The sequence below is a fragment of the Actinosynnema sp. NPDC053489 genome (genome assembly GCF_044544865.1).
Classification (GTDB): domain Bacteria; phylum Actinomycetota; class Actinomycetes; order Mycobacteriales; family Pseudonocardiaceae; genus Actinosynnema.
The window spans coordinates 269575-294205 of record NZ_JBITXT010000007.1 but is presented as its reverse complement, the minus strand read 5'-3'; the positions used below and the strand labels follow the sequence as shown (position 1 = coordinate 294205).

22 protein-coding genes are annotated in these 24631 nt (G+C 72.8%); 9 read left to right on the top strand and 13 right to left on the bottom strand.

The features are described 5' to 3' along the window. Positions 1-47: 47 nt before the first annotated feature. From ACIGNX_RS18545 to ACIGNX_RS18520, 6 genes are all read left to right on the top strand, one after another. Positions 48-1238, top strand: coding sequence for a C39 family peptidase (locus ACIGNX_RS18545; RefSeq protein ID WP_396541545.1), 1191 nt, complete (start codon positions 48-50; stop codon positions 1236-1238). Positions 1239-1688: 450 nt separating this feature from the next. Next, entirely contained in the window at positions 1689-1877 is a 189-nt protein-coding gene (locus tag ACIGNX_RS18540) for a hypothetical protein (protein WP_396541543.1), read from the top strand. 476 nt (positions 1878-2353) lie between these two features. Then, positions 2354-3025 (top strand): substrate-binding domain-containing protein, encoded by a 672-nt coding sequence (locus ACIGNX_RS18535; protein WP_396541541.1) that lies wholly within the window; start codon positions 2354-2356, stop codon positions 3023-3025. 44 nt (positions 3026-3069) lie between these two features. After that, positions 3070-4311 (top strand): ABC transporter substrate-binding protein, encoded by a 1242-nt coding sequence (locus tag ACIGNX_RS18530; RefSeq protein ID WP_396541539.1) that lies wholly within the window; start codon positions 3070-3072, stop codon positions 4309-4311. Continuing rightward, on the top strand, positions 4308-5240 hold the full coding sequence (locus ACIGNX_RS18525) for a carbohydrate ABC transporter permease (protein WP_396541537.1): 933 nt from the start codon (positions 4308-4310) through the stop codon (positions 5238-5240). The genes ACIGNX_RS18530 and ACIGNX_RS18525 overlap by 4 nt, the downstream gene beginning before the upstream one ends. Further along, positions 5237-6085 carry a carbohydrate ABC transporter permease gene (locus tag ACIGNX_RS18520; RefSeq protein WP_396541535.1) on the top strand — a complete coding sequence of 283 codons (849 nt, stop codon included), beginning with the start codon at positions 5237-5239 and terminating at the stop codon, positions 6083-6085. Before ACIGNX_RS18525 ends, ACIGNX_RS18520 begins: the two co-directional genes overlap by 4 nt. Positions 6086-6163: 78 nt before the next feature. On the opposite strand, the gene ACIGNX_RS18515 is transcribed toward ACIGNX_RS18520, so the two are convergent. The 5 genes from ACIGNX_RS18515 to ACIGNX_RS18495 form a co-directional block, all read right to left on the bottom strand. Then, complete coding sequence (locus ACIGNX_RS18515; RefSeq protein WP_396541533.1) at positions 6164-8854, bottom strand: lectin; 2691 nt, start codon at positions 8852-8854, stop codon at positions 6164-6166. Between the two features lie 470 nt (positions 8855-9324). Further along, entirely contained in the window at positions 9325-10284 is a 960-nt protein-coding gene (locus ACIGNX_RS18510) for a hypothetical protein (RefSeq protein WP_396541531.1), read from the bottom strand. Then, positions 10281-11492, bottom strand: a complete 1212-nt coding sequence (locus ACIGNX_RS18505; protein ID WP_396541529.1) for an MFS transporter — start codon at positions 11490-11492, stop codon at positions 10281-10283. The genes ACIGNX_RS18510 and ACIGNX_RS18505 overlap by 4 nt, the downstream gene beginning before the upstream one ends. Positions 11493-11558: 66 nt before the next feature. Then, positions 11559-12956, bottom strand: coding sequence for a DNRLRE domain-containing protein (locus tag ACIGNX_RS18500; protein WP_396541527.1), 1398 nt, complete (start codon positions 12954-12956; stop codon positions 11559-11561). A gap of 154 nt (positions 12957-13110) precedes the next feature. Then, on the bottom strand, positions 13111-13971 hold the full coding sequence (locus ACIGNX_RS18495; protein WP_396541936.1) for a LysR family transcriptional regulator ArgP: 861 nt from the start codon (positions 13969-13971) through the stop codon (positions 13111-13113). Positions 13972-14040: 69 nt separating this feature from the next. On the opposite strand from ACIGNX_RS18495, the gene ACIGNX_RS18490 reads away from it, so the two are divergent. Then, positions 14041-14625: a LysE/ArgO family amino acid transporter gene (locus tag ACIGNX_RS18490; protein ID WP_396541525.1), complete on the top strand. Its 585-nt coding sequence runs from the start codon at positions 14041-14043 to the stop codon at positions 14623-14625. Here ACIGNX_RS18490 and ACIGNX_RS18485 read toward each other — a convergent pair whose 3' ends face one another. The 7 genes from ACIGNX_RS18485 to ACIGNX_RS18455 all read right to left on the bottom strand — a co-directional run bounded on the left by ACIGNX_RS18485 (position 14626) and on the right by ACIGNX_RS18455 (position 20822). Then, a complete protein-coding gene (locus ACIGNX_RS18485) occupies positions 14626-15243 on the bottom strand; it encodes a hypothetical protein (protein WP_396541523.1) in 618 nt (205 codons plus the stop codon). It lies immediately after the preceding gene. After that, positions 15240-15758 (bottom strand): hypothetical protein, encoded by a 519-nt coding sequence (locus ACIGNX_RS18480; RefSeq protein ID WP_396541521.1) that lies wholly within the window; start codon positions 15756-15758, stop codon positions 15240-15242. The genes ACIGNX_RS18485 and ACIGNX_RS18480 overlap by 4 nt, the downstream gene beginning before the upstream one ends. Next, entirely contained in the window at positions 15755-16096 is a 342-nt protein-coding gene (locus ACIGNX_RS18475) for a PadR family transcriptional regulator (protein WP_396541520.1), read from the bottom strand. Before ACIGNX_RS18475 ends, ACIGNX_RS18480 begins: the two co-directional genes overlap by 4 nt. 49 nt (positions 16097-16145) lie before the next feature. Continuing rightward, positions 16146-17219 (bottom strand): epoxide hydrolase family protein, encoded by a 1074-nt coding sequence (locus ACIGNX_RS18470; RefSeq protein ID WP_396541518.1) that lies wholly within the window; start codon positions 17217-17219, stop codon positions 16146-16148. Between the two features lie 195 nt (positions 17220-17414). Then, positions 17415-18608: a hypothetical protein gene (locus ACIGNX_RS18465; RefSeq protein ID WP_396541516.1), complete on the bottom strand. Its 1194-nt coding sequence runs from the start codon at positions 18606-18608 to the stop codon at positions 17415-17417. Beyond that, positions 18605-20116: an alkaline phosphatase D family protein gene (locus ACIGNX_RS18460; protein ID WP_396541514.1), complete on the bottom strand. Its 1512-nt coding sequence runs from the start codon at positions 20114-20116 to the stop codon at positions 18605-18607. The genes ACIGNX_RS18465 and ACIGNX_RS18460 overlap by 4 nt, the downstream gene beginning before the upstream one ends. Positions 20117-20381: 265 nt before the next feature. After that, entirely contained in the window at positions 20382-20822 is a 441-nt protein-coding gene (locus ACIGNX_RS18455) for a hypothetical protein (protein WP_396541512.1), read from the bottom strand. A gap of 656 nt (positions 20823-21478) precedes the next feature. Between ACIGNX_RS18455 and ACIGNX_RS18450 the strand changes: the two genes are divergently transcribed. Together ACIGNX_RS18450 and ACIGNX_RS18445 are read left to right on the top strand one after the other, a co-directional pair. Continuing rightward, the gene (locus ACIGNX_RS18450; RefSeq protein ID WP_396541510.1) at positions 21479-21784 is read left to right on the top strand and encodes a hypothetical protein; all 306 of its coding nucleotides are present in this window, start codon (positions 21479-21481) and stop codon (positions 21782-21784) included. Between the two features lie 185 nt (positions 21785-21969). Continuing rightward, positions 21970-23796, top strand: coding sequence for a DNA/RNA non-specific endonuclease (locus ACIGNX_RS18445; RefSeq protein WP_396541508.1), 1827 nt, complete (start codon positions 21970-21972; stop codon positions 23794-23796). A gap of 182 nt (positions 23797-23978) precedes the next feature. On the opposite strand, the gene ACIGNX_RS18440 is transcribed toward ACIGNX_RS18445, so the two are convergent. Beyond that, positions 23979-24575, bottom strand: coding sequence for a CGNR zinc finger domain-containing protein (locus tag ACIGNX_RS18440; RefSeq protein WP_396541506.1), 597 nt, complete (start codon positions 24573-24575; stop codon positions 23979-23981). Between the last annotated feature and the right edge of the window lie 56 nt (positions 24576-24631).

Sequence of the window (24631 nt, the reverse complement as noted above, 5' to 3'; positions counted from 1 at the left end):
TCTGTTGGATGATTGCAAAGTAACACGTCAGCGCGACAATTTCCGACATGACGTCCCGCGTCGTGCCGGTCCTGTCCGCCGTCCTCGCCCTCGGCTTCACCGCGGCTCCTCCCGCGGTGGCCGAGGGCGCGCGCGTCGACTACCGCGAGTGGCGGTCGGCGCAGCTCGCCCAGGGCGGGCACGAGGGCACCGCGCCCGTGGCGGGCGGCCTGGCGATCGACCGGCCGGTCGGCGCCCTCGACGGCTACGACTACGCCCGGTGGACGTCCCCGCGCCACGTCCTCGGCTTCGGCGCGACCCAGGCGGTGGCGTCCTGGAACGCCGACACCCCGCCCGGCACGTGGCTGGAGGTGGAGCTGCGCGGCGACGGCACCCGCTGGTACGTCATGGGCCGGTGGGCGTCCGGCGACCGGGACATCCGGCGCACCACGGTCCCCGGCCAGGCCGACGAGGACGGCTCGGTCGACGTGGACACCTTCCTGGCCGCGCGGCCCCTGCGCGCCTTCCAGCTGCGCGTCACCCTCTACCGCCTCGCGGGCACGCGCACGTCGCCCCTCCTGCGCATGGCCGGCGCGATGGCCTCCGCCATCCCGGACCGCTTCACCGTGCCGCCCAGCGCGCCCGGCGTCGCCCGGGGCGTGGAGCTGGCGGTGCCGCGCTACTCGCAGAACGTGCACGAGGGCCACTACCCGGAGTACGACGGCGGCGGCGAGGCGTGGTGCAGCCCCACGTCCACCGAGATGGTCGTGGAGTTCCACGGGCGCGGCCCGAGCGCCGACGACCTGTCCTGGCTGGACCCCGACCACGTCGACCGGTCGGTCGACCACGCCGCCCGGCACACCTACGACCACGACTACCGGGGCGCGGGCAACTGGCCGTTCAACACCGCCTACGCGGCCACCTTCGGCCTGCGCGGCCACGTCACGCGGCTGCGCTCGCTGTCCGAACTGGAGCGGTACGTCGCGCGCGGCGTCCCGGTGATCACGTCCCAGTCGTTCCGGGCGGACGAGCTCGACGGCGCGGGCTACGGCACGGCCGGCCACATCATGGTCGTCGTGGGCTTCACCGAGGACGGTGACGTGATCGCCAACGACCCGGCGTCACCGACCGACGAGGCGGTGCGCCACGTCTACGACCGCGCTCAGTTCGAGACCGTGTGGCTGCGCACCAAGCGCCACCGCGCGGACGGCTCCGTCGCCGGCGGGTCGGGCGGGATCGCCTACATCATCACCCGTTAGCCCGAACGGTCGTACGCGCCGGGGTCTTGACGGGTGCCGGCTCATCCGATTCACTACCGAATAGTCCTGGGAACGCTCCCAGGTCATGGGCACGGCAGCGGCCCGCCACGTCCCTCGGCGGGCCGCCGCCACCCACCACCGACCGATCGCGCCGGGGTTCCCACCGCCGCTCCGGAAAGCGCTCACCAAGCCGTTGGGTGATCACCGGACGAGAGCACTCCCCGCCGGGTCGGCGAATCCGGCCTGCTGCTCAACCAGACGATCAACGCCACCGTCGACTCCGACAACGCGGGCGCCGGCACGGGTTGCGCCGCGTTCCGCACGGCCAACCGCAATGGCCGGATCGGCAACTCCCGCCCGACGAACATCCGGGTCGGCACGGTCGAGGCCCGTGGCGGCGGCCGCGGGGTCTTCGGCGGGTCGGAGAGCGGCGGCCTGGTCGTCGACCGCGTGGACATCGCGAACGGCGGCGAGATCCGGCTCGCCGCGGGCGGCGAGTTCCCGAACGACCCCGACATCCACGCGCAGAACCCGACCGCGACCAACTCGTCGATCCGCGAGGGCCCGTGCGGCACGAACACGGTCTTCCACGACAACGCGGTGGTCAACAGCGGCCAGGGCACCTGCTGGTCCGCGTGACGGGGAGGGCGGTCGGACGGTCCTTCCCGTCGCGTCGCGTGGTCGCCCGGCTACGTGGTGAAGTCGCGGGCCGTACCGCGATCCAGGTGTTGATCACCGGGAGGTCACGGCGGGCCAACGGAACGGGGTGCCCCGCCCCCCGGGTCGGTCGACGGCGGTGATCGCGCGCCCTCCGGTCCCACGTGGACCGTGCCGCACTCGCGTGGACTACCGGTCCCGACGAGCGGTTGCCGCAGGACCGGCGCTTGCCGGAGGAGGTTGCGGCGTTCGCCCGCGGCTGGCCGGCACCGCTCCCAGGAGGCGTCGCCGGAGCACCCGCCAGTTACCCGTCAGTTGCGGTCAGGTCACGTCGACCGTCCCACTCCTTGACACGGTCTTGTGGCTCGCGACACAGTACCGCCGATTTCGAGCGGTCATTCGGCCGTCGCCGCGCGCCACCGGTCGCGCCGGCGTGCTCTGCGACGGGGAGGGCAGCGATGGCGCGTCCCGGCGACCCGGTGACGACCCGCCGGCTCGCGCTGCACGCCCGTGCCTCCTGCGAGCACCACCTCGACCACCTCACCGACTCGGGTGTCGCCGCCACCACCGCCCGGTGGACCCCGGCCCGCTCCGCGCCCACCGACACCGCACACCACCACCTGGGCCACCGCCCGGTCGACCGTCCGCACGCTCCGGACCACGGCTCGGCCGACGCCCCGCGCCACCGCTGCGCGGACGGGCCGCGCGGCCGGCAGGTGGGCCGCACCGCCCTCGACCTGCCCGCGGACCGCCGCGTGCCCGCCGAGGCCGACGCCGGCGCGGCGGGCGGGGCGGTGATCCGATACCTGCTGGACCCCGAAGTCCCTCCGCGCGTGGTGATCGCGGTGGGCGACCCCCTTGCGGTAGGTGTGCACGGTGCAGTGCTCCGGCCGGGGACCGACGTCGCGGTGACGGGTTCCGGCGACTCACCGCCGGCCTCTGTTGTGGACGGTGGTCCCACCTCGGTCGGGCAACCCGTCGAGGGGTTCGCCCGCACCGCGGTCGACCTCCTGGAGGGCACGAGCACCACCGGCGATCGGGGCGTGGTGCTGCCCGGCGGGCTCATCAGCCGCGGCAGCGCGCCGATCCGCTTGACAAGGCAAGACCTGAACGAATGGGAGTCTCGGTAATGGGCGTTCGGACAACGGCGCTGCGGGCAACCGCGGTGCTGGGCGTGGCAGTCCTGCTCGCGTCGTGCGGCAGCGGGGGGGACAAAGGCGGCGAGCAGCCCAGCGGTGCGCTCGAAGGCCGGGGCGAGGTCACCTTCGCCACCGGCAAGGACACGTCCGGCAACATGCAGAAGCTCGTCGACGAGTGGAACGCCAAGCACGCGGACGAGAAGGTCCGGATCATCGAACTGCCCGAGTCCGCCGACGCCCAGCGCCAGCAGATGGTGCAGAACGCGCAGGTCAAGTCCGACGCGTACACGATCCTCAACCTCGACGTGGTGTGGACGGCCGAGTTCGCGGCCAACCGCTGGGTCGTGGAGCTGCCCACCGACCAGTTCGAACTGGACAAGTTCCTCCAGCCCGCCATCAAGACGGCGCAGTACCGCGACAAGCTCTACGCCGCGCCGGTCTACTCCGACGGCGGCCTGCTGTACTACCGCAAGGACCTGCTCGACGCGGCCGGCCTGAAGCCGCCGAAGACGTGGGCCGAGCTGACCGCGGCCTGCCAGGCCGTCAAGGCCGCGCAGCCGCAGATCGGCTGCTACGCGGGCCAGTTCGAGAAGTACGAGGGCCTGACGGTCAACTTCGACGAGGCCGTCCACTCCGCGGGCGGCGACGTGGTCGACCCGTCCGGCAAGCCGGTCGTCGACACCCCCGAGGCCAAGGCCGGGCTGGACGCCCTGGTCACCGGCTTCAAGCAGGGCATCATCCCGGACAAGGCCATCACCTACAAGGAGGAGGAGGGCCGCCGCGCGTTCCAGGCCGGCGAGCTGCTGTTCCACCGCCAGTGGCCCTACCAGTGGAACCTCGCCGGCAAGACCGACGGCTCCTCGCAGGTCGCGGGCAAGTTCGACGTCGCGCCCCTGCCCGGCCTGAACGGCCCCGGCAGCTCCACCCTCGGCGGCCACAACTTCGCCATCTCCGCGTTCGGCAAGAACAAGGCCACGGCGCTGGACTTCATCAAGTTCTTCACCAGCGAGTCCTCGCAGCGCTCCAACCTGCTGGCCACCTCGCAGGCCCCGACCCTGGCGAGCCTGTACGACGACGCGGAGCTGATCAAGCAGTTCCCGTACCTGCCCACGCTGAAGGAGTCGATCCTCTCGGCCAAGCCCCGCCCGCAGGCCGTCCGCTACGGTGACGTCACGCAGGCGATCCAGGAAGCCGCCTACGCCGCGCTGACCGGGGCGAAGCCCAGCGACGCGGCGCTCAAGGACCTCCAGTCGAAGTTGCAGGAGCTGTTGAAGTGACGACGGTCGCCCGCCGCGCCCGGGGTGCCACCTCGGGCGCGGGGCGACTCGCCGCGGCGCTGCTGTCACCCACGTTCGTCGTGCTCGGCCTCGTGGTCGGGTACCCGCTGGTGGCGGCGCTGCGCGAGTCGGTGTTCCGCGAGGGGACGGACCTCGACGAGAGCGGTTTCGTCGTGGAGGGCTCGCAGTTCGTCGGGCTCGACAACTACACCGCGATCTTCGCCGGGGAGTCCGCCTCCCGGTTCTGGAACGCGTTCGGCAACACCACCCTGTTCACCGCCGTCACCGTCGCCCTCGAAGTCGTGATCGGCGTCGCCATGGCGCTGGTCATGCACCACGCGCTGCGCTGGCGCGGCATCGTGCGGGCCAGCATCCTCGTGCCGTGGGCCGTGCCCACCGCCGTGTCCGCCCTGCTGTGGCGCTGGATCTTCCAGGCCGACGGCGTGGCCAACGCGGTCATCGGGCAGCAGGTCCTGTGGACCACCGAGGGCTGGCAGGCGAAGTTCGCGGTGATCCTCGCGGACGTGTGGAAGACCGCGCCGTTCGTCGGCCTGCTCGTGCTGGCGGGGTTGCAGATCATCCCGAACGACGTCTACGAGGCGGCCCGCGTCGACGGCGCCTCGCCGTGGCGGCAGTTCTGGCGCATCACCCTGCCCCTGGTGAAGCCGGCCCTGCTGGTGGCCGTGCTGTTCCGGGTGCTCGACGCGCTGCGGATGTTCGACCTGCCGTTCGTGCTCATCGGCAGCCGCAAGGAGTCGGTGGAGACGCTGTCGATGGTGGCGTTCGACGAGGCGTCGAGCCTGCGGTTCGGGCCCGCGGCCGCGTACGCGACGATCCTGTTCGCCTACGTGGCGATCACCGCGCTGGTGTTCGTGCGGTTGCTGGGCGCGGACGTCATCGGCGCCGCTCGGGAAAGGGCGCGCAAATGAGTGTCACGACCGGGGGCAACGCCACGGCGGGCCGCAAGGCGCTGACCGTCGTCGGCCTGCTGCTGATCCTCGTCTACTGCCTGGCGCCGTTCTACTGGATGGCGGTGTCGGCGTTCCGCCGCCCGTCCGACCAGTTCGAGCTGACGCCGCTGCCCGCGCCGTTCTCGCTGGACAACCTGACCGCCGTGTTCGCGCCCGGCGTCGGGTTCGGCCGGTCGCTGCTCAACAGCCTCGTCGTGGCGGGCGTGACCACCGCGCTCACGCTGGTCATCGGCGTCTCGGCCGCCTACGCGCTGGCCCGGCTCCAGTTCCGGTTCAAGAACGCGGTCGCGGCGCTGATCATCGCCACCTCGATGTTCCCCGGCATCTCCCTGCTGGTGCCGCTGCTGGCGCTGTTCACCGACATCGGCTGGATCAACACCTACCAGTCGATGATCGTGCCCAGCCTGTCGTTCGCGCTGCCGCTGGCGGTGTGGAACCTGACCGCGTTCTTCCGGCAGATGCCCGAGGAGCTGGAGCAGGCGGCCATGATCGACGGCTGCACGCGCGGCCAGGCGTTCCGCAAGGTGATCCTGCCGCTGGCCGCGCCGGGCATCTTCACCACCGCGATCATCACCTTCATCGCGGCGTGGAACGAGTTCATCATCGCGCTGTCGATGGTGAACGACAGCAAGATGCAGACCGCCACCGTCGCGATCTCCCGGTTCACCGGCGCGTACGGCTTCGACCAGCCGTTCGGCACGCAGATGGCCGCCGGCGTGATCGTGACCGTGCCGCTGGTCGTGGCGGTGCTGGTGTTCCAGCGCAGGATCATCGCCGGCTTGACCGCGGGAGGCGTCAAGTAGCCGCCCGGCGGTGACAACGGCCGGTCGCCACGTGTTGGGAGAGCCGTGGCGACCGGCCAATTACCCCTTCGCCTCACCTCACGGCAGCCGCCACTGCTGCGCGCCGGTGCCGTTGCAGTCGTGGATCTGCAACTGGACGCCGTTGACGGCGTTGCTGTTGGGCACGTCGAGGCACTTGCCGGACGGGGAGTTCACCAGCGTCGACCCCTTCGGCCACCACTGCTGCGCGCCGGTGCCGTTGCACGTCCACAGCTGCACCTTCGCGCCGTTGACCCGGGCGCTGCCGCTGACGTCCAGGCACCGGCCCAGCGCCCGCAGCGTGCCGTCCGGGGCGAGGGTCCACTGCTGGGCGGCCGAGCTGTTGCAGTCCCACAGCCGGACGGGTGCGCCGTCGGTCGGGCCCGCCGGTTCGGCGTCCACGCACTTGCCGCCCAGGCCGACGACCGCGCCCGACCGCGCCGGGTTCGGGCCCACGTCGAACGACGGCGGTGCGTCCGCGGCGGCGCTGCCCCAGCTCGACGGCGCGGTGCCCAGGGTGAAGTCCAGCGCGCCGCCCTGCGCGACGAATGACGCGGGCAGCCAGGGCCTGCTCGACGCGGTGCCGTTGACGGTCAGCGCCTGGACGTACTTGGCGCTGTCGGAGGCGTTGGGCGCGGTGATGGCGATCGTGACCCCGTTGCCGCGCCTGATGGTCGTGCTCGGGAACTGCGGGCTGGCCAGCACCAGCTCGGCCCGGCCCGGTGCCTGCGGGTACAGGCCCAGCGCCGCCCACACCGCCCAGGACGACATCTCGCCCAGGTCGTCGTTGCCGACCAGGCCCTCCGGCGTGGGCAGGAAGATCGACGTCAACGCCCACCGCACGACGTCCTGCGCCTTCTGCGGCGCGCCCGCGTACGCGTAGGCCCAGGGCGTGTTGAGCGTCGGCTCGTTGCCCAGGTACGCGTAGGGCTTCTTCGAGCCGGCGTTCAGCTCGGTGAAGAAGGTGTCCAACCGCGACACGACCGCCGCGTTGCCGCCCATCGCGTCGAACAGCCCGCGGTGGTTGTAGGGCACCATCCACGTGTACTGCGCCGCGTTGCCCTCGACGTACTCGTTCTCCTGCGTCGGGCTGAACGCGGGCCACGACAGGTCGGTGTTGCGCGGCTGCACGTACTTGCTGCCCGAGTTGAACAGGCTGCGCCAGTTCTGCGCGCGCCGCAGGAAGTTGTCCGCCGTGCCGGCGTCGTTGAGCCGCGCCGCGAACTGGGAGATGGCGAAGTCCGCGCTGGTGTACTCCAGTGTGGTCGCCGCCGAGCCCCACACGTCGCCCAGGCCCGTGGGCACGTAGCCGTAGTCGTTGAACTGCAACCACCCCGGGCGCTGGCGGATGTCGTTCACGCCCGCGACCATGCGGCGCAGCGCGTCGGCCGTGTCGAACCCCGTGCCGCCGAACGCGTGCGCGGTGGACACGATGATCGGCATCGGGTCGCCGTTCATCACGCCCGTGCCGCCGTTGGCGACCGTCCACCGGTCGAAGTAGCCGCCCTGGGCGGCCTGGTTGACCGCGGACTGGGCGATGTCGGCCGCCTCGGCGGGTCCCAGCAGCGCGACCAGCGCGATCTGTGACCGGTAGACGTCCCAGCCGGAGAAGTTCGCGTACTGGGTCCGCGAGGTGGTGCGGGTCTGCCGGTCGAAGCCGGTGTACTGGCCGTTGACGTCGCTGAACACGTTGGGGTGCAGCAGCGAGTGGTACAGCGAGGTGTAGAGCGTGCGCAACTGGGTGGACGTGCCGCCGGCGACGTCGATCCGGCCGAGCCACCCGTTCCAGGCGGCCCGGGAGGCGGTGCGCACGTCGTCGAACGACCGGGTGCCGGTCTCGGCGGCGAGGTTGGCCCTGGCGTTGTCGACGCTGACGAACGAGATGCCGACCCGCGCGGTGACGGTGGTGGCGTTGAACGACACGAACGCCGACGCGGCGAACGGCTGCACGTCCTCGGCGGTGGCCGACGGCGCGGGCACGTGCTGGGTGCCCGCGGTCTTGGGCGCGGTGGCGGCGCGACCCCGGCTGCTCCCCTCGACGGTGCGGCCACCGGGCGTGACCCGGCCGTCCGCGACCGTCGCCGTCGAGGCGAAGGGCTGGTCGAAGGTGACGTGGAAGTGCAGCCGGTACCGGTTGCCCGCGCCGCAGAACCCGCCGCTGTCGGTGTAGCCGGAGATGCTGTCGGTGCCGATGGTGACCGAGCCGGTGGCGGCGTTGAACGCGCGGGCGGCGTCGACGTTCAGCGAGGCGCGCTGGCCGGCCGGGTAGGTGAACCGGGCGACGCCGGAGCGCTGGTTGGCGGTCAGCTCGGTGCGGATGCCGTTGTCGAAGCGCACCGAGTAGTAGCCGGGGGACGCCTCCTCGTTGGCGTGGCCGAACGTCGAGTACGCGGCGGGCGTCGTGCCGAGGGAGGGCATGAACGGCACGGTGCCGAAGTCGCTGCACCCCGGGCCCGACAGGTGGGTGAGGCTGAAGCCGCGGATGCGGTTGTCGTCGTAGTGGTAGCCGCCGTGCTGGTGGGTCACCGTGTCGGGGCTCCACTGGAGCATGCCGAACGGCGCGACCGCGCCGGGGAAGGTGTTGCCCGCGCCACCGCCGTGCCCGAAGTCCGGGCCGCCGGGCCTGGTGCCGACGAACGGGTTGACGTGCTGGGCGGGATCGGTGATGGCGGCGTGCGCCGACCCGGTGAGGACGGGGACGGCGAGCGCGGCGAGGGTGAGTGCGGCGACGGCCGCGGAGCGGAGACGCATCTGGAACCTCCGGCAGGGGTAGGAGGTCGTGACAACGTTGTCAGGTGCCGATTCTCCCATCGGTGGAACAGCTCAGGAACCCGCTGCGCGGCCGAACGCGTTGGGCCGGCGGTGTCCACCGGACAGTGCTCTGATCTCTCTATAACTTCAGTGTTGACTGAAAAAGCGCCTCGGGGGTGGGGGAGACAACAGGAGGCCCGGGGGCACCGAACGCCGGTGGGCCACAGCTTGGCGGGCGCTCGCTCGACCCGGGACAGGTCGACGACCCCACTGGTGAACGCCGCCCCGTCGAAGTCGCCGCCGTCGAACACTGCTCCGGTGAAGTCGAAGTCGTGACCGCGCCGGGTGCGCGGATCGGTTTCGGGGAGGTGCAGGTTGTCGCGGATCAGCCGGATGACCGTGAGCCGCACCCGGCGCTCCCGGCTGTTCGTCCATGGCGCCACGGTGGCGCACACGAACGCGGGAAGTGGTCAGTCGACCGGGGCGGGGGAGTTGGCTTCCGGGACCAGGATCGCCGGTGTGCCCGAGCCGTCCGCCGGCACGGACCACACGTCGTTCACGCCGTCGTCGCGCTGGATGCCGTACGCGACGGTCCGCCCGTCCACCCACGCCGGCTGGTCGTCGACGCTCCGCGCCTCCGCGAGCGGGGTGGTGGCCAGGGTGCGCAGGTCCATGACGGACAGCCGCCAACCCTGTTGCGGGTCGCCGTTCACCGCCGCCTTGTACGCGATGCGATCGCCGTCCGGTGACAGCGAGGGGCATTCGACGTTGTCCGCGACGGACCGCAGGGTGCGGGCGGCGAAGTCGCCTTCCACCAGGTAGCGGTGGGTGCCGGTGGACATGGTGGCGTAGAAGCGGTTGTCGTCGGCGGCGAAGGTGACGCCCCAGAAGTTCCGGTCGGCGGCGGTGGCCGGTTCACCGTCTACTGTGGACGTGAACTCCTCCAGCGAGCGCACCAGGGCGCCCGTCCGCGTGTCCAGGATGCCGGTGCTGGTGGAGAACCCGTTGGCCGCGTACGAGTGGCCGTCCACGAACAGCGTCCACGCCACCATCCGGCCGCTCGGGGACACCCTGGTGCGGTTCGGGAAGCCGGTCAGCGGCACGGTCCGCACCTCGCGCAGGCCGGTGTCGAGCACCGCCAGCTCGCCCGCCTTGAACGCGCCGACGGGTCGCAGGCACGACGTGGTCCCGCCCGCGCGGTAGACCCGGTCGCAGCGCTGCTCGGTCACCTCGCGCGGCCCGCCGGGGTCGTCGCGCGACACGGTCGACAGCCTGCCGTTGCTCAGCACCACCAACCGGGGCCCGCCGACGGTGGTCGACGCCACCTCGTCGGGCACCCCGGTGCGGGACAGGGCCGCGTACCCGACCGCGATCCCGGCCAGCACGACGGCGACGACCGCGGTGATCACCAGGCGGAGCTTGGTGCTCATGGGCGACGCCCCACCAGCGCGGCGGTGACGACCAGGGTGAGCCCGACGCCGGCGGCGGCCAGGCGGGTGGCGGCCTCGGGCCCCCAGGACTGCCAGGCCAGGCCGAACAGCACCGACGAGGCCAGGTACGCCAGCGCCTGCCCGCTCTGGATCAGCGCGATGCCGGTGGTGCGCAGCCGCTCCGGCAGCAGCGGTCCGACCAGCGCCATCAGCACGCCGTCCGTGGCCGCGTAGAACAGGCCGTACAGCGCGACCGCCGCCACGACCAGTGGCCACCCGCCCAGGGGACCGAACAGCAGCAGGTACACCGCGCCCAGCGCCAGGTACCCGCCGAGCAGCACCGGGAGCCTGCCCACCCGGTCGGCCAGCGCGCCCAGCGGCGCGGCCAGCAGCAGGTAGACCAGGCTCGTGCCGACCGCGAGCAGCGGGAACCAGCCGATCGACAGCCCTTCGCGCTTCTGCAGCAGCAGGTACACGAACCCGTCGCCGATGGTGGCGAGCCCCAGGGCCGAGGCGGCGAGCACGACCCGGCGCACGCGGGTGTCGCGCCACAGCGCGCCGATCGCGCCGACGCGGACCGGTTGCGACGGCACGGCGGCGCGGTGGTCGCGCACGAACAGCACGAGGATGACCACGCCGAGCGTCGCGATGCACGCGCTGGTGAGGAAGACGGAGTCGAACGACTCGCCGGCCAGCGCGAGGACGGCCAGGGCGACCAGCGGCCCGGCGAACGCGCCCATCCCGTCCATCGCCCGGTGCACGCCGAACGCCCGGCCGAGGTCGCCCGCGGGGGTGGACAGGGTGATCAGGGCGTCGCGGGGCGCGGTGCGCAGTCCCTTGCCCGCGCGGTCCACCGCGATGACCGCGCCGAGCGCGCCGGTGGAGCCGCCCGCCAGCAGGAGGCCGATCTTGGCCACTGCGGAGAGCCCGTAGCCGAAGCCGGCGACGGCCTTGCGCCGGTCGGTGCGGTCGGCGAGGTAGCCGCCGACGAGGCGCAGGAGGGTGGTGGCGCCGGTGTAGAGGCCGTCGATGACGCCGTAGGCGGCGGGGCTGAGCTGGAGCCCGACGACGAGGTAGAGCGGCAGGACGGCGGTGACCATCTCGGCGGAGACGTCGGTGACGAGGCTGACCGCGCCGAGGGCGAAGACGTTGGCGCTGACGCCCTTCCAGCCGGCGGTCCTGGGACGGGTGAGGGTGGACAGGTACACGGGCGCACCTCCGTGGGCGGGGTGCCGCGCCCGGTCGGGGGACGACCGGGCGCGGCGGTCGGCGGGTCAGTGACAGGCGGTGGTGCCGCTGTCGGTGAAGGTCTGGCCCGCCACGGGCACGAACTGCCAGTCGAAGCTCGTGCTGTGCAGGGTCAGCTTGAGCACGCCGTAGGCGGTGCTGTTGCGGACCTCGCTGTTGGCCTGGATGGTGCCGAAGCCGTAGTGGCTCGCTCCGCCCATGCCGGCGACGAAGGTGCGGATGCCGCGGGTGGTGTCGAGGCCGCCGCCGGGGTTCTGCGGCGCGAACCGCTCGTACTGGTGGTTGTGGCCGAACAGCACCAGGTCGGCGTTGTGGTCGTAGAGGGCCTGGAACAGGGGCCGGGTGGCGGTGGAGGGCGCGTGGTTGGCGCCGGAGGTGAACAGGGGGTGGTGCCAGTAGGCCGCCGTGCAGGGCTTGGTGTTGGCGGCCAGGTCGGCGCGCAGCCACTGCTCCTGGGCGGAGCCGGTCGCCGTGCTGGTGTTGCTGTTCAACGAGACGATGTGCCAGTTGCCCAGGTCGTAGGAGTAGTAGCCGCGCCCGGACGGGCCGGCCTGCGCGCCGAAGTAGTTGTAGTAGCCGGTCGCGCCGCTGGTGTTGTAGTCGTGGTTGCCCGGCGAGGGTCGGGTGCGGGCCTTGTGCCTGCCCCAGGTCGGGTCGTAGTAGCCGGCGAACTCGCTCGCGGTGCCGTTGTCGTAGACGTTGTCGCCGGTGGTGAAGACCGTGCCGGGGATGCCGTCGAGCAGGGCGGCGGTGGCGCTGTCGCCGGAGCCGGAGTCGGCGATGTCGCCCGCGCCGACGAGCACGGGGTCCGCGCCGGTCTGGGGCGTGGTCGTGGTGGTGGTCGTGGTGCCGGTGGTGATCACGAGTTGCGGCGCGGTGGCGCCGGTCTCCCGGGAGTCGTAGTCGGCGCCGTCGGTGTTGGTGCTGGTGAGGCCGAAGCCGAAGGTGCCGTTGGCGCGCACGTGCGCGGTGACGTCGACCTCGTACCAGGCGTTGCGGGCGACGGAGCCGAGGGAGCCGAGCGCGGCGCCGTCGAGGGCGGGCTGGTTGTTCCAGGTGACGCCGGTCTCCGACCAGGTGGTGTCGGTCAGGGCGCGCACCGCGCCGCCGGCCGGGCTGGTCGAGCCCGAGGCGTCGTCGGTGTGCAGGCGCAGCGTGGCGGCGGTGATGGTGCCGGACACGCCGGTGACGGTGAACTTGAGGAAGAGCCGCTTGGTCGGCGAGCCGTCCACGCCGAGTTGGCCGGAGGTGCCGTAGTTGGTGCCGGTGGTCGAGTTGTCGACGTAGGTGTCGGCGGTGGGGGTGAGGGTGGTGGTGGCGGCCGAGGCGGCTGGCACCTGCCCGGAGGAGGCGATGGCGGTGAGGGCGGCGGCGGTGACGACGCCGGTGGCGAGCAGCGCCAGGGGAGCTCTGCGTCCTGACATGCGAAACCCTTCGTCTTCTCGAACGACGGCGGTGAGGGCTTCGCAGACGGTAAACAGGCGTGGACACTGCGTGGTGATGGTCGGGCGGCCTGCAGGTGAACGACCGGCGAACCGCTCACGCGGGCTCGGCGAACGGGTGTGCCGGGTGGGGCGTTCAGTGCAGTTCGGCCGCCGCGGCGCGGAGGACGGCGTCGGCGACCCGGGCCAGCGGGGGTGAGTCGAGCTTCCACTGCTGCCAGTGCAGCAGCACGTCCACCGGGTGGTCGGGGGCGAGGTGCACGAGCCGGCGGTGGGCGGCGACCTGGTGCTCGGTGAGCAGGGCCCAGCCGGCGCCCGCGGTCACGGCGTCCTCGAAGACGTGCCCGTCGGGCAGGTGGTGGCGGTGGGCGGAGGCGTCGTGGCCGGACAGCTCGCGGCAGAAGCGGTCCTGGAGGTCGTCCTTCTCGTCGAAGACGATCACGGGGGCTTCGTGCAGCGGTCGGCCGTCGGCGAGCCAGCGGCGGGCGAAGGCCCTGGTGGCCACGGCGTGGTAGCGGATGCTCCCGAGCGGGCGGACGGCGCAGCCCTGCACGGGGCGGGGCGAGGAGGTGACGGCGCCGACGACGAGGCCCTGGCGCAGCAGGTCGGCGGTGTGGTCCTGGTCGTCGCGGCGCACGGTCAGCACCAGGCCCTCGTCGGTGGCCAGCTCCTGCACCACGCGGCGAAACCAGGTGGCCAGCGAGTCGGCGTTGACCGCGACGGGGACGGGCGTGGGGTCCTCGACCAGGCCGAGCGCTTCGCGCGCGTCGCGGTCCAGCAGCGCCTGCTGCCTGCCGTAGCGGGCGATCACCGCGCCGGAGTCGGTGAGGCGGGCGGGTTTGCCGCGGACCAGCAGCACGCGGCCGGTGCGCTGCTCCAGCAGCTTGATCCGCTGGCTCACCGCCGACGGTGTGACGTGCAGGGCCTTGGCGGCGGCGTCGAAGGTGCCCTCGTCCACGACGGCCAGCAGGGTGCGCACGCACTCCGGGTCCAGCATCACGGTGGCTGATGATACGTAAGAAAGTGTAGCTGGCCTTATGGCGGGGCGGTTCCTAGCGTCGTCGCCATGACCTACGCGTGGCTCGCCGGGCTCAGCACCGGGCTGTCCCTCATCGTCGTGATCGGCGCCCAGAACGCCCTGGTGCTGCGGCAGGGCGTGCTGCGGCGGCAGGTGCCCGCGGTCGTGGCCATCTGCGCGGGTTCGGACGCCCTGCTGATCGCGGCGGGCGTCGGTGGGGTCGGCGCGGTGTTCACGGCGTGGCCGGGGGCGCTGGAGGTGGTGCGGTGGGTCGGCGCGGCGTTCCTGGTGGGCTACGGCGTGCTCGCGGCGCGGCGGGTGCTGCGGCCGGCGGCGTTGGAGCTCGGCGGCGCGGCGTCCGCGGCGATCGCCACCTGCCTGGCGCTGACCTGGCTCAACCCGCACGTCTACCTGGACACCGTGCTGCTGCTGGGCACCGCGTCGACGGGGTTCGGCGGTGACCGGTGGTGGTTCGCGGCCGGCGCGATGACGGCCAGCGCGCTGTGGTTCGGCGCGCTCGGGTTCGGCGCGCGGTGGTTGTCGGGCACGTTCGCGCGGCCCTCGGCGTGGCGGGTGCTGGACGGCGCGGTGGCCGTGGTCGTCACCGCGACCGGGGTGTCGCTGGTGGTCTGATCAGAACCGGGTGGTCACCCAGGCCCGCGTGCGCAGCTCCTTCAGCGCCACGTCGACGCTGGTGTACGCGGTCGGGTCGACGCGGCGGTAGCCGTGGCGCACCACGCCCTGGTGGATCACCTCCGACACGACCAGCACGGCGTTGCCCACGAGGTGCTCGCGCACGGGCGCGCTGTCGGTGAGGCGGCAGGCGGTGTTGAGGTCGCTGCCGACCCAGCCGTGCGGGTCGCGGTGCACCTCGCCCGCGTGCAGGCCGAGCCGCACCCGCACCCGCCGGTCCGGCGGGACGGAGTCGTTGTGCTCCCGCAGCACGGCGACCAGCCGCGGGATGGCGGGGTCGAGCAGGTCCAGCTTGGACACGGTGGCGGGGACGAGCACCATCATCCCGTCGCCCCGGTTCTGCACGGCGAGGTCGGACCACCGCACGCCCGCGGCGCGCAGCCCGGTGCGCATGGCGTGCCACAGCACGTGCCGCGCCGTCATCTGGTCGGGGTCGCTCCACCGGCCGAAGCCCGCGATGTCCACCACGAGGATGGACCGGTGCTCGGGGCCGGGGACGTGCCGGAGGGGCCGCAGCCGCCGCAGCGCCCGCGTCATGACCTCCGGTGCGACGCTCATCGCCGGGCCGATCGCGGCGCGGGTTCGCCGACCAGGGCCCGGCGCAGCCCCGGCGACCGGCACACCAGCCCGAGCGCGTGCCCCCAGCGCCGGCCGCGGGGCAGGTCGGCGAGTTCCGCGCGGAACTCCTCGCTGAACCGGGCCTGGTGGGGCAGCGGGAGCGCGGCGACCGCCAGCGCAACCAGCTTCTCGGCCGGGCCGGACGGGACCGTCGTCCGCGCGATCGTGTCCAGGTCGACCCGGATGGACCGCGCGCCCGCCGACAGGGGCCCGAACCCCGCCTTGCCGAGGCAGTGCGACTCGACGGCGGACTCCAGCTCGCGCACCCGCTCGTAGACCTCGAACAGCCGCAGGTCGTCGATCACCCGGCTGCGCTCGATCGCCCACCGCAGCTCCACGGCGAGGTCGTGCGCGAGCTTGCGGTCGAGGATGCGGTCCAGCTTGCCGTTCAGCGCGACCTCCAGGTCCCGCGCGAGGGTGACGAGGTTCGCGAGCCTGCGCCGCCTCCTGGTCATGTCCCACCTGCCAGGTGTTGTCGGAGCAGGCCCAACCGGGCGACCGGGGTCTTGGCCCGCGCGAGGGCGGCCTGGGCGGCGGCGACGCTGCCGGGGTCGAGCCGGTAGTACCGCCGCCGGGGCCTGCCGTGCTCGCTGGGGTCGATCTCCTCCCACCGGCTCGTCACCCAGCCGCACTGCTCCAGCCGGGCCAGGATGGGGTGGACCGTGCCGCTGGCCAGACCCGCGGTCTGGCAGATCTCCAGCCCGTACCGGGACGCGGTGGGGTCCTCCAGCAGCACACCCAGCACGAGCTGGGTGGGGAGCGTCATCTTCGGCCCTCGCCGCGTGCTGACCATGGTCTAACTCTACCTAGGTCGGTGGCGGAGTGCCACCGCACGATTGCGGTCAGGAGCGTCCCGCGAAGAACGCACCGACGTCGGCGGCGAACAGGTCGGGCGCCTCCAGCGCGGCGAAGTGGCCACCGCGCGGCAACTCGCTCCAGTGCTCGACCCGGTGGGCGCGTTCGGCCAGCGGGCGCACGGGCAGCACGATGTCGTGCGGGAACACGGCCACGCCCAGGGGTGCGGGGCAGCCGGTCGCGCCGATGCCCGTCTCGCGGGTCAGCCGCGCGGACGACCCCGCCGTGCCCGTGAGCCAGTACAGCATCACGTTGGTCAGGACCCGGTCGACGTCGATCCGGGAGTCCGGGTCGGTCCACTCGGTGAACTTCTCCGCGATCCACGCCAGCTGCCCGACCGGGGAGTCCGTCAGCGCGTAGGCGATCGTCTGCGGCCGCGTGGCCTGGAGCACCTGGTAGCCGGGCCGGTTGCGCATCAGCGCCCTGGTGCGCTCCAGCCGCCGCTCGTCCTCGGCGGACAGCTCGACCCCGGCGACCGGCGGCGTGGGCAGGAAGTTCACGTGCACGGCGACCACGTTCGCGGGCGCGGCGGCGGCCATCGCCTTGGCGATGCCCGAACCCCAGTCGCCGCCCTGCGTGCCGTAGCGCCGGTAGCCCAGCCGGGCCATCAGCTCGGTGAACGCCCGCGCCACGCGGTCGACGTCCCAGCCGCGCGAGGTCGTCGGACCGGACGGGCCGAACCCGGGGATCGACGGGATGACCAGGTGGAAGTCCCGGGACAGCGGTTCCACGACGTCGAGGAACTCCACCACCGACCCCGGCCAGCCGTGGACGAGCACGAGCGGCAGGGCGTCGGCGCGCGGTGAGCGGACGTGCAGGAAGTGCACGCGCTGCCCGTCGATCACGGTGGTGAACTGCGGGAGCGCGTTCAGCTCCGCCTCGTGCCGCCGCCAGTCGTAGCCGTGCTGCCAGCGGTCGGCCAGCGCGCGGACCTCGGCGAGGGGGAAGCCGTAGTCGAACCCGGCGTCGGGCAGCTCGTCCGGCCACCGGGTCCGGGCCAGCCGGTCGGCCAGGTCGTCCAGGTCGGCCCGGGGCACGTCGAGGGTGAAGGGCGTGATCATCGTCGCTCCGTTGGTCGCACCAATGTTGGTGTCGCCAACGTTAACCGACGTGTGTTGGCCGCGCCAACGATTTCTTCGGCCTGTCGTGTGCGCCCATGGCCGGCTGGGGCCCGGGACCGGCCGCTGCCCGCCGACGACCCGGCGCTTGGGGCAGGAGGGCTGAGCGGCACGCCCGGCAGGCGTGCCGCCGCCCGCTCACCAGGTGCTGTTGACCAGCCCGGTGCCCAGGTAGACCTGGTCGAACCCGTTGCCGTCGTGGTCGTCGGTGTAGGCGACGGTGATCTGGCCCCACGCGTCCACGCCCAGCGCCGGCTCGTCCTGCCTGCCCGCCGCGGTGGACACGGTCGGCTGACGCGGCAACCTGCCCGCGACCGTGCCGTCCGGGTTGAGGCCCTGCGTCACCACGTCCTGTGCCTCGACCGCCGACACGACCACGTTGAGCTGGTCGTCGACGCCGACCTGCGGGTCGGTGCCCGCCAGCACCGCGTCGGCGGTCGTCCGCGCGGCGCCGCCGGCGGCGAAGGAGCGGACGCCCACCGCCGCCGTGCCGGTGTGGTCGGTCTCCCAGGCCACCACGTGGTCGCCGTTGAAGTTCGCCGCCACCACCGGCCGCCGCTGCTGCCCGTCACCGCTCGCGTTGGCCACGCCCTGCGCGAGCTTCACCCCGCCGGACGGGGTGAAGACCTTGCGGCCGATGTTGGAGAACCCGTTGCCGTCACCGTCCTCGTCCCACACCACGATCGCGTTGCCCGCCGCGCCCATCGCCACGTCCGGCCGCCGGTGCGTGCCGCCGGTGGCGTGCACCTGCGCCTCGTAGGTCTTCGACGTCACGGACCCGAACCCGGCCACGCGCACGGTCGGGTTGGCGGAGGTCTGCTCGTCCTCCCACACCACGGCGAACCCGGCGCCGTCCGGGTCGGCGGCCACCGCGGGGTTCAGCTGCTGCCCGTCGGTGTTCGCGTTGGCCCGAGCCGACCCGGTGACCGTGCCGCCGGTGTTCAGCTCGCGCACCTGGATGTTGTAGTAGTCGTTGCCGTCCGCGTCCTCGGCCCAGACGACGACCGCGGTGCCGTTGTCGTGCACCGCCACGTCCGGCTGCACGTGCCGCCAGGTGCCCGTGCCGCCCGCGGACAGCTTCTTCTCGTAGCGGGACACGCCGTCCTTGAACAGGCGCACCCACACGTCGCTGTGCACGGGGTCGGTCGGCGCCGTGTCGTCGCGGTCGTCCTCCCACACCACGGCCGTCCAGCCGTTGCGCACCGCGGCCACGGCGGCGTTGTCCTGGTCGCCGGTGGCGGTGCTGTTGGCGGTGGTCCACGCGACCGCCGCCGACGCGGTCCCGGCGCCCGCCAGCAGGAGCGCCACGATCATCGGGATCAGCTTCTTCACGGTGCCTGCAATCCGGGGTTGCCCGCCTGGACGACGTAGCTCTGCAACGTCCGGACCGGGTAGTCGCGGGTGGTGACCCGGTCCAGGAAGCGGAAGTCGACGTCGACCCGGCCGGGGGAGGTGACGGTGCGGACGTACCCGCGCAGGTTCTTGTAGAACTTCACGTGCGGGTTGAGGCCGGACAGGCCCGTCTCGGCGGCGTTGCCGTCGCCGCCGGAGGTGATGGACGTGGTCACCAGCTCGGTGCCGATGACCCGGTCCTGCGCGGTGTAGTCGTTCATCAGGTCGGCCGCCCACGACCGGTGCACGTCACCGGTGAGCACGACGGTGTTGCGCAGGCCCGCCGCGTCCCAGCCGCGCTGCACCCGGTCGCGGTTGGCGGTGTAGCCGTCCCAGGAGTCCATCGACTTCGCCCCGTCGGCGGAGGCGAGCTTCTGCGCGAAGAACACCTGCTGGCCCAGGAAGTCCCAGGTGCCCAGCTTCTGGCGCATGCCGTCGAGCAGCCACGACTCCTGCGCCGAGCCGAGCAGCGTGCGGCCCGGGTCGTCGGCCTCCGGGCACACCTTCGTGCCGTCGCCGCACGCCTGGTCGTCGCGGTACTGGCGGGTGTCGAGCAGGTGGAACGTGGCCAGGCTGCCCCAGCGGACCCGCCGGTACAGCTGCATGTTCTCCGCCACCGGTGCCTGCGCGGCCCGCAGCGGCATGTGCTCGTAGTACGCCTTGTACGCCGCCGCGCGCCGCGCCCTGAAGTCGCCGGCGGGGGAGGTGTTGGCGCGCACGAGGTTGGCGTAGTTGTTCTCCACCTCGTGGTCGTCCCACACCACGAGCCACGGCGCGGCGGCGTGCGCGGCCTGCAGGTCCACGTCCGTCTTGTACTGCGCGTGCCGCACCCGGTAGTCGGCCAGGTTCGCGATCTCCGCCGACGGCGCGAACTGGCGCACCTTGGTGGTCGTCGCACCGCCCTCGTAGATGTAGTCGCCCAGGTGCAGGATGAGGTCCGGGTTCTCCTCGGCCATCCGCCGGTAGGCGGTGAAGTAGCCCTCCTCGAAGTGCGAGCAGGAGGCGAACAGCATGGTCAGCGCCGGGCTGGTGCCCACCGCGGGCGCGGTGACGCCGCGACCGACCGGCGAGATGTGGCCGCCGGCGCGGAACCGGTAGAAGTACTCGCGGTCGGGCTCCAGCCCGGCGACCTCGACGTGCACGCTGTGCGCCCACGCCTGGGACGCGGTCGCCGTGCCGCCGCGCACGACCTGGGTGAACCGCCGGTCGGTCGAGACCTGCCAGTCCACCGCGACCGAGGCGCTGCCCATGCCGCCGAGGCCGTCGGCGGCGAGCGGGTTCGGCGCGAGGCGCGTCCAGATGACGAAGCCGTCCGCGGCGGGCTCGCCGGAGGCGACGCCCAGCGTGAACGGGTAGGAGATGGCGTTCGCGGTGGTGGGGGCGAGGACCGTCACGCCGGCGCTCACGACGCCGCCGGCGATGAGCGTTCGCCGGGTCAGTGGGGACATCGGCTCTCCTTCGGTGCAGGGCCGGGAAGAACGCGTTCCGGTACTGCGTACACGCCGAAGGTGATCAGCGACCATCCCGGACGTGTACGTCCGGTGCGACCGGGGAGCCCCGCCGCCGCGCGCATCGGGAACCCGCACCGCGGCGCGCGGCGGCTCTTCGCTGGTTAATCGCTGTCCAAGTAGTCGATGTATCGGTTATCGAAGAACATGGCGAATCGGTCGCGGCCCGGGCCATCGGAGATCTCCATGGCCGGCGCGGGCCGGATCACGCCTCCACGAGCGCGTCCCGGACCGCCAGGAACGCCTCGTACTCCTCCCGCTGGTCGACCGGCAGCCGGTAGGCGATCGACAGCAGCTCCGGCACCGACGGGATCACCGTGAACCGGAACGTCCGGCCGTCCGTCGTCTTGATCACGAACCGGCCCTGGAGGTCGCGCTTCTTCACCGAGGCGCGGTTGGCGTCCGTGATCGCCAGCGGGGTGCCGGGGATCAGCGACCCGTCGCGCTCGTCGACCGGCAGCACGACGAGGTCCGTCCGGCCCGGCCGGAAGCCGACGACGAAGTTGCTCACCGTGGTGGTGCGGTACACGATGAAGTTCTTCTGCCGGATCTCCGCCGCGTACACCTTCGTGTAGCTCGGACCGTCCTCGACCACCGAGTCGAACACGGCGCGCAGGCCGGCTTTTAACTCATCGTTGCTGGGCATGCGATTCCTCCCCGAACGCGCGTCACCCACCAGTGGCGCGCTTGATCAGGTAGCGCACTGTATCGGTGCTGCCCGACCCGGCCTCGGGCGTGGTCGGCACGCCTCCCGCGCCGCCCCGCGCCCACGTCCTCGACCGGCGCGATCGGCGGGCGGGCCCGCGTCGGCCGGCGCCCGCCGGCAGCCCTCCGGGCGTTGCGCCGCCGTGCCGCGGTGGGGGTGTGCGCCGGTCGCCGCGACCCTGGTGCGACCAGGCCCGCCGGGTGCGCCACGGCCACCCGTGCGGCCTCCGCGTTGTCGATGCCGACGTGGTCGACCGGTACGTCCACCGGGTGCTCGCCGAGCACCACCACCGGGGTTCCGGGCGGGAGTTTTCGGAATCGCGCGCCCGCGGCGCCTCCGGGCCCACGATCGCGCCGTCGATCCGGCCGGTAGCCGGTGGCGGTCGGCGCCTCCTCGACGCGGCGGCGGTTCTCCGGCTTCGCGAACGCGTGGCCGTTGACCGCGTTCGGCACCGTCTTCACCGACACGCCGCGGGTGCGTCCCGGCTGGATTCCCGGCAACGGGCGGGGGCACGGCCCGGACCCCTTAGAGTGGTCGTGATTCCCCCTTGCGAGTCCTATGTGGACCGCCGTGGCGGTGCTGCTACCGTGCGGCCCATGAGGGGATTCGCCCTGCTCGGGACGGTGCTGCTGTGCGTTGTCGCACCGGTCGTCATCGGGTACGGGTTGACGGCGTTCGCCCCGACGGGGAGTTGTGACTACGCCGTGTCGGGGGTGTGCTCCTACGGGCGGTTGCCGATGATCGTCGTGGCCGGGGGGACGGCGTTGGTGTGGGCGGTGTCCGTCGTGGTGACCTGGGCGGGCACCGGGGGACGGCCGCGGGTGTACGTGCCGTACCTGGGGTTGGTGGCGATCGCGGCGCTGGTGTCGCTGGGCCGGGCCGAGGCCGGGCTCGGTTCGTAGCGCCCGGCGGCCGGTGTTCAGCGGGTGGTCGCCCGGCGGCCGGCTCCTCGTCGCCTGGGGGAGGGAGACTGCGGTCGGTGGTCGTTTGCTGCGCTGAACGGGTGAACGCGGTGCGGGCGGGTTAACAACCGATCGGGTGACGGCGACAGCAAGGCCACCGGCGCGCACAGAGGGGGTTTGCGCTCATGGCCAAGAGGACGAACGACCTGCGGGCCTCGTTGCGGCGGTTCGTGCGGTCGAGGGGGTCCGACTACCTGCGCGACCCGAACGTCTCCTCGATCGGCGTCGGGTACAAGGTGGTCGACGGCCGGACGACCGGTGAGGTCGCCCTCCAGTTCACCGTGCGGCAGAAGGCCGAGCCCGAGGCGTTGCGCGCGTTGGGCACGGCGCTGCTGCCCGCGACGATCGAGGTCGACGGGGTGCCCGTGCCCACCGACGTGCTGCAACGCGACTACGAGGTCGACTTCCGGGTGGTGGAGGAGACCGCCGCCGACGTGCGCAAGACGCGCGTCGACCCGGTGGTGCCGGGGGTCAGCGTCGGTCACGTGCGGGTGTCCGCGGGGACGGTCGGGTGCGTCGTGTACGACCGGGTCGACGGCACGCCGTACGTGCTGAGCAACTGGCACGTCCTGCACGGGCCGAGCGGTGCGATCGGCGACGTCGTGGTGCAGCCGGGGGTGCACGACGACAACCGCACCGGGCGCAACCGGCTCGGGCGGCTGGTCCGGTCGCACCTCGGCGCGGCGGGGGACTGCGCCGTCGCCACCATCGAGGACCGCCGGTTCGAGCGGGAGGTCCTGGACCTGGGCGTGCCGCTGGAGCAGCTCGGCGAGCCGGAGCTGGGCGACAAGGTCGTCAAGAGCGGGCGGACGACCGGGGTCACGCACGGCGTCGTGCGGCGCGTCGACACCATCGTCAAGGTCGACTACGGGCCGGCGGTGGGGCAGCGGGAGATCGGCTGCTTCGAGATCGGGCCCGACCCGGCGCGGCCGGCGGCCGGCGGCGAGATCAGCACGGGCGGCGACTCCGGCTCGGCGTGGGTGTTCAAGGCGGCCAACGGGCGGACCGGTCGGACGCTGGCCGGGCTGCACTTCGCGGGCGAGACCGGCGGCAGCTCCGACGAGCACGCGTTGGCGTGCCTGGCCGGGTCGGTGTTCGAGAAGCTCGACATCGCGCTCGCACCGCCCGCCGGGGTCCGGGAGGCGCCGCCGGTCGGGTTCGACGAGGACTTCCTCGGCACGCCGGTGGGCCTGCCGCGGCTGGGTGAGGCGGCCAGGGCGGACGCGGTCGAGCTGGACGGGTCGGTGGTGATCGACTACACGCACTTCTCCCTGGCGCAGAGCAAGTCGCGGCGGTTCGCGTTCTGGGTGGCGTGGAACCTCGACGGCGGCGACCTGAAGTCGATCAACCGCTCGGGCATCCCGTTCGTGCCGGACCCGCGCGTGCCCGCCCGGTACCAGGTCGGCGACGAGCTGTACCGGGGCAACCGGCTCGACCGGGGCCACCTGGCGCGGCGCGCGGACCTGCTGTGGGGGCCGAAGGCGGTGGCGGAGAAGGCGAACACCGACTCGTTCTACTTCACCAACATCACGCCCCAGGTGGACGACTTCAACCAGAGCATGCGGCAGGGGTTGTGGGGTCGGCTGGAGGACGCCGTGCTGTCGGACGCGGACGTGGACGACCTGCGGGTGAGCGTCTACGGCGGCCCGGTGTTCCGGCCGGACGACCGGGTGTTCCGGGGCGTGGCCCTGCCGCGCGAGTTCTGGAAGGTGATCGCGTTCGTCTCGGCGGGGGCGCTGCGGGCGCGCGCCTTCGTGCTGACGCAGGACCTGGACCACCTGGAGTCGCTGGACCTCGACGAGTTCCGGGTCTACCAGGTCCGGCTGGGCGAGGTGGAGCAGCGCTGCGGCTTCACGTTCCCGGCCGCCCTGACCGCCGCGGACACCCTGGTCGTCCCGGAATCCCTGACCGACCGCGCGCCGCTGGAGGCGTTGGGCGACATCCAGTGGTGAGCCGCCCTCGGCGGTCTTCGACGGGGAGGTCACGACCCGGGAGAGCCGGACGCGGAACCGGCCGAGCTGTCCTGCAACACCTCGGGTGAGCCGAACGCACGCCCGTTCCCGGCTCGGCCCGCACACCCGGGTCGGCCACCCGGCGACCGGCGAGGTGCCGGCGCTGGTCGTCGCGGTGACGGTCAGTCGGCTCGGCCGGTGCGGCGGGCGTAGGAGCGGGCCGCTCGGGCGCGGTCGCCGCAGCGGGTCGAGCACCAGTGGCGGCGGCCGTGGCGCAGCAGGTAGCGGTTGCACGGGGTGGAGCCGCAGCGGGTCAGGCGGGTCGCGTCGGGGCCCGTCAGCAGGTCGGCCGCGTCGGCGGCCAGGGCCGCCAGGGCCCGGTCGAGGATCTCGTTCGTCGGGTGCGGCGCCACGCGGTAGGGGCCGGTCTCGTCGTCCCAGCGCAGCAGGGCGGCGGTCGGCGCCTTGCCCAGCGCGTCGTTGACCGCGGCCAGCGCCGAGGGCAGGGCGGGCAGCCCGTCGACCCGGGCGGCGAACAACGACCTCAGGTGCTCGCGCAACGACCGCAGCTGCGCCGCGCACATCTCCTGCACGCCCGCGTCGGCCGGGGCCAGGCCGCGCTCGAACAGCCACCGCTCCGCCGCCGCGGGCGTGCCCAGCAGGTCGACGAAGTGACCGCCCGGCGACGCGACGGCGCTGTTGGCGAAATCGAGCGCCACGTGCGCCTCCGCCCCCGGGGCGGGCGGCACGGTGGCGTCCTCGATCCGGGCCTCACGCATGCCTCTCATGGTACGGGTTGCGTCCATCCGTGAGAGACCGCTACGTTTCTCACGGA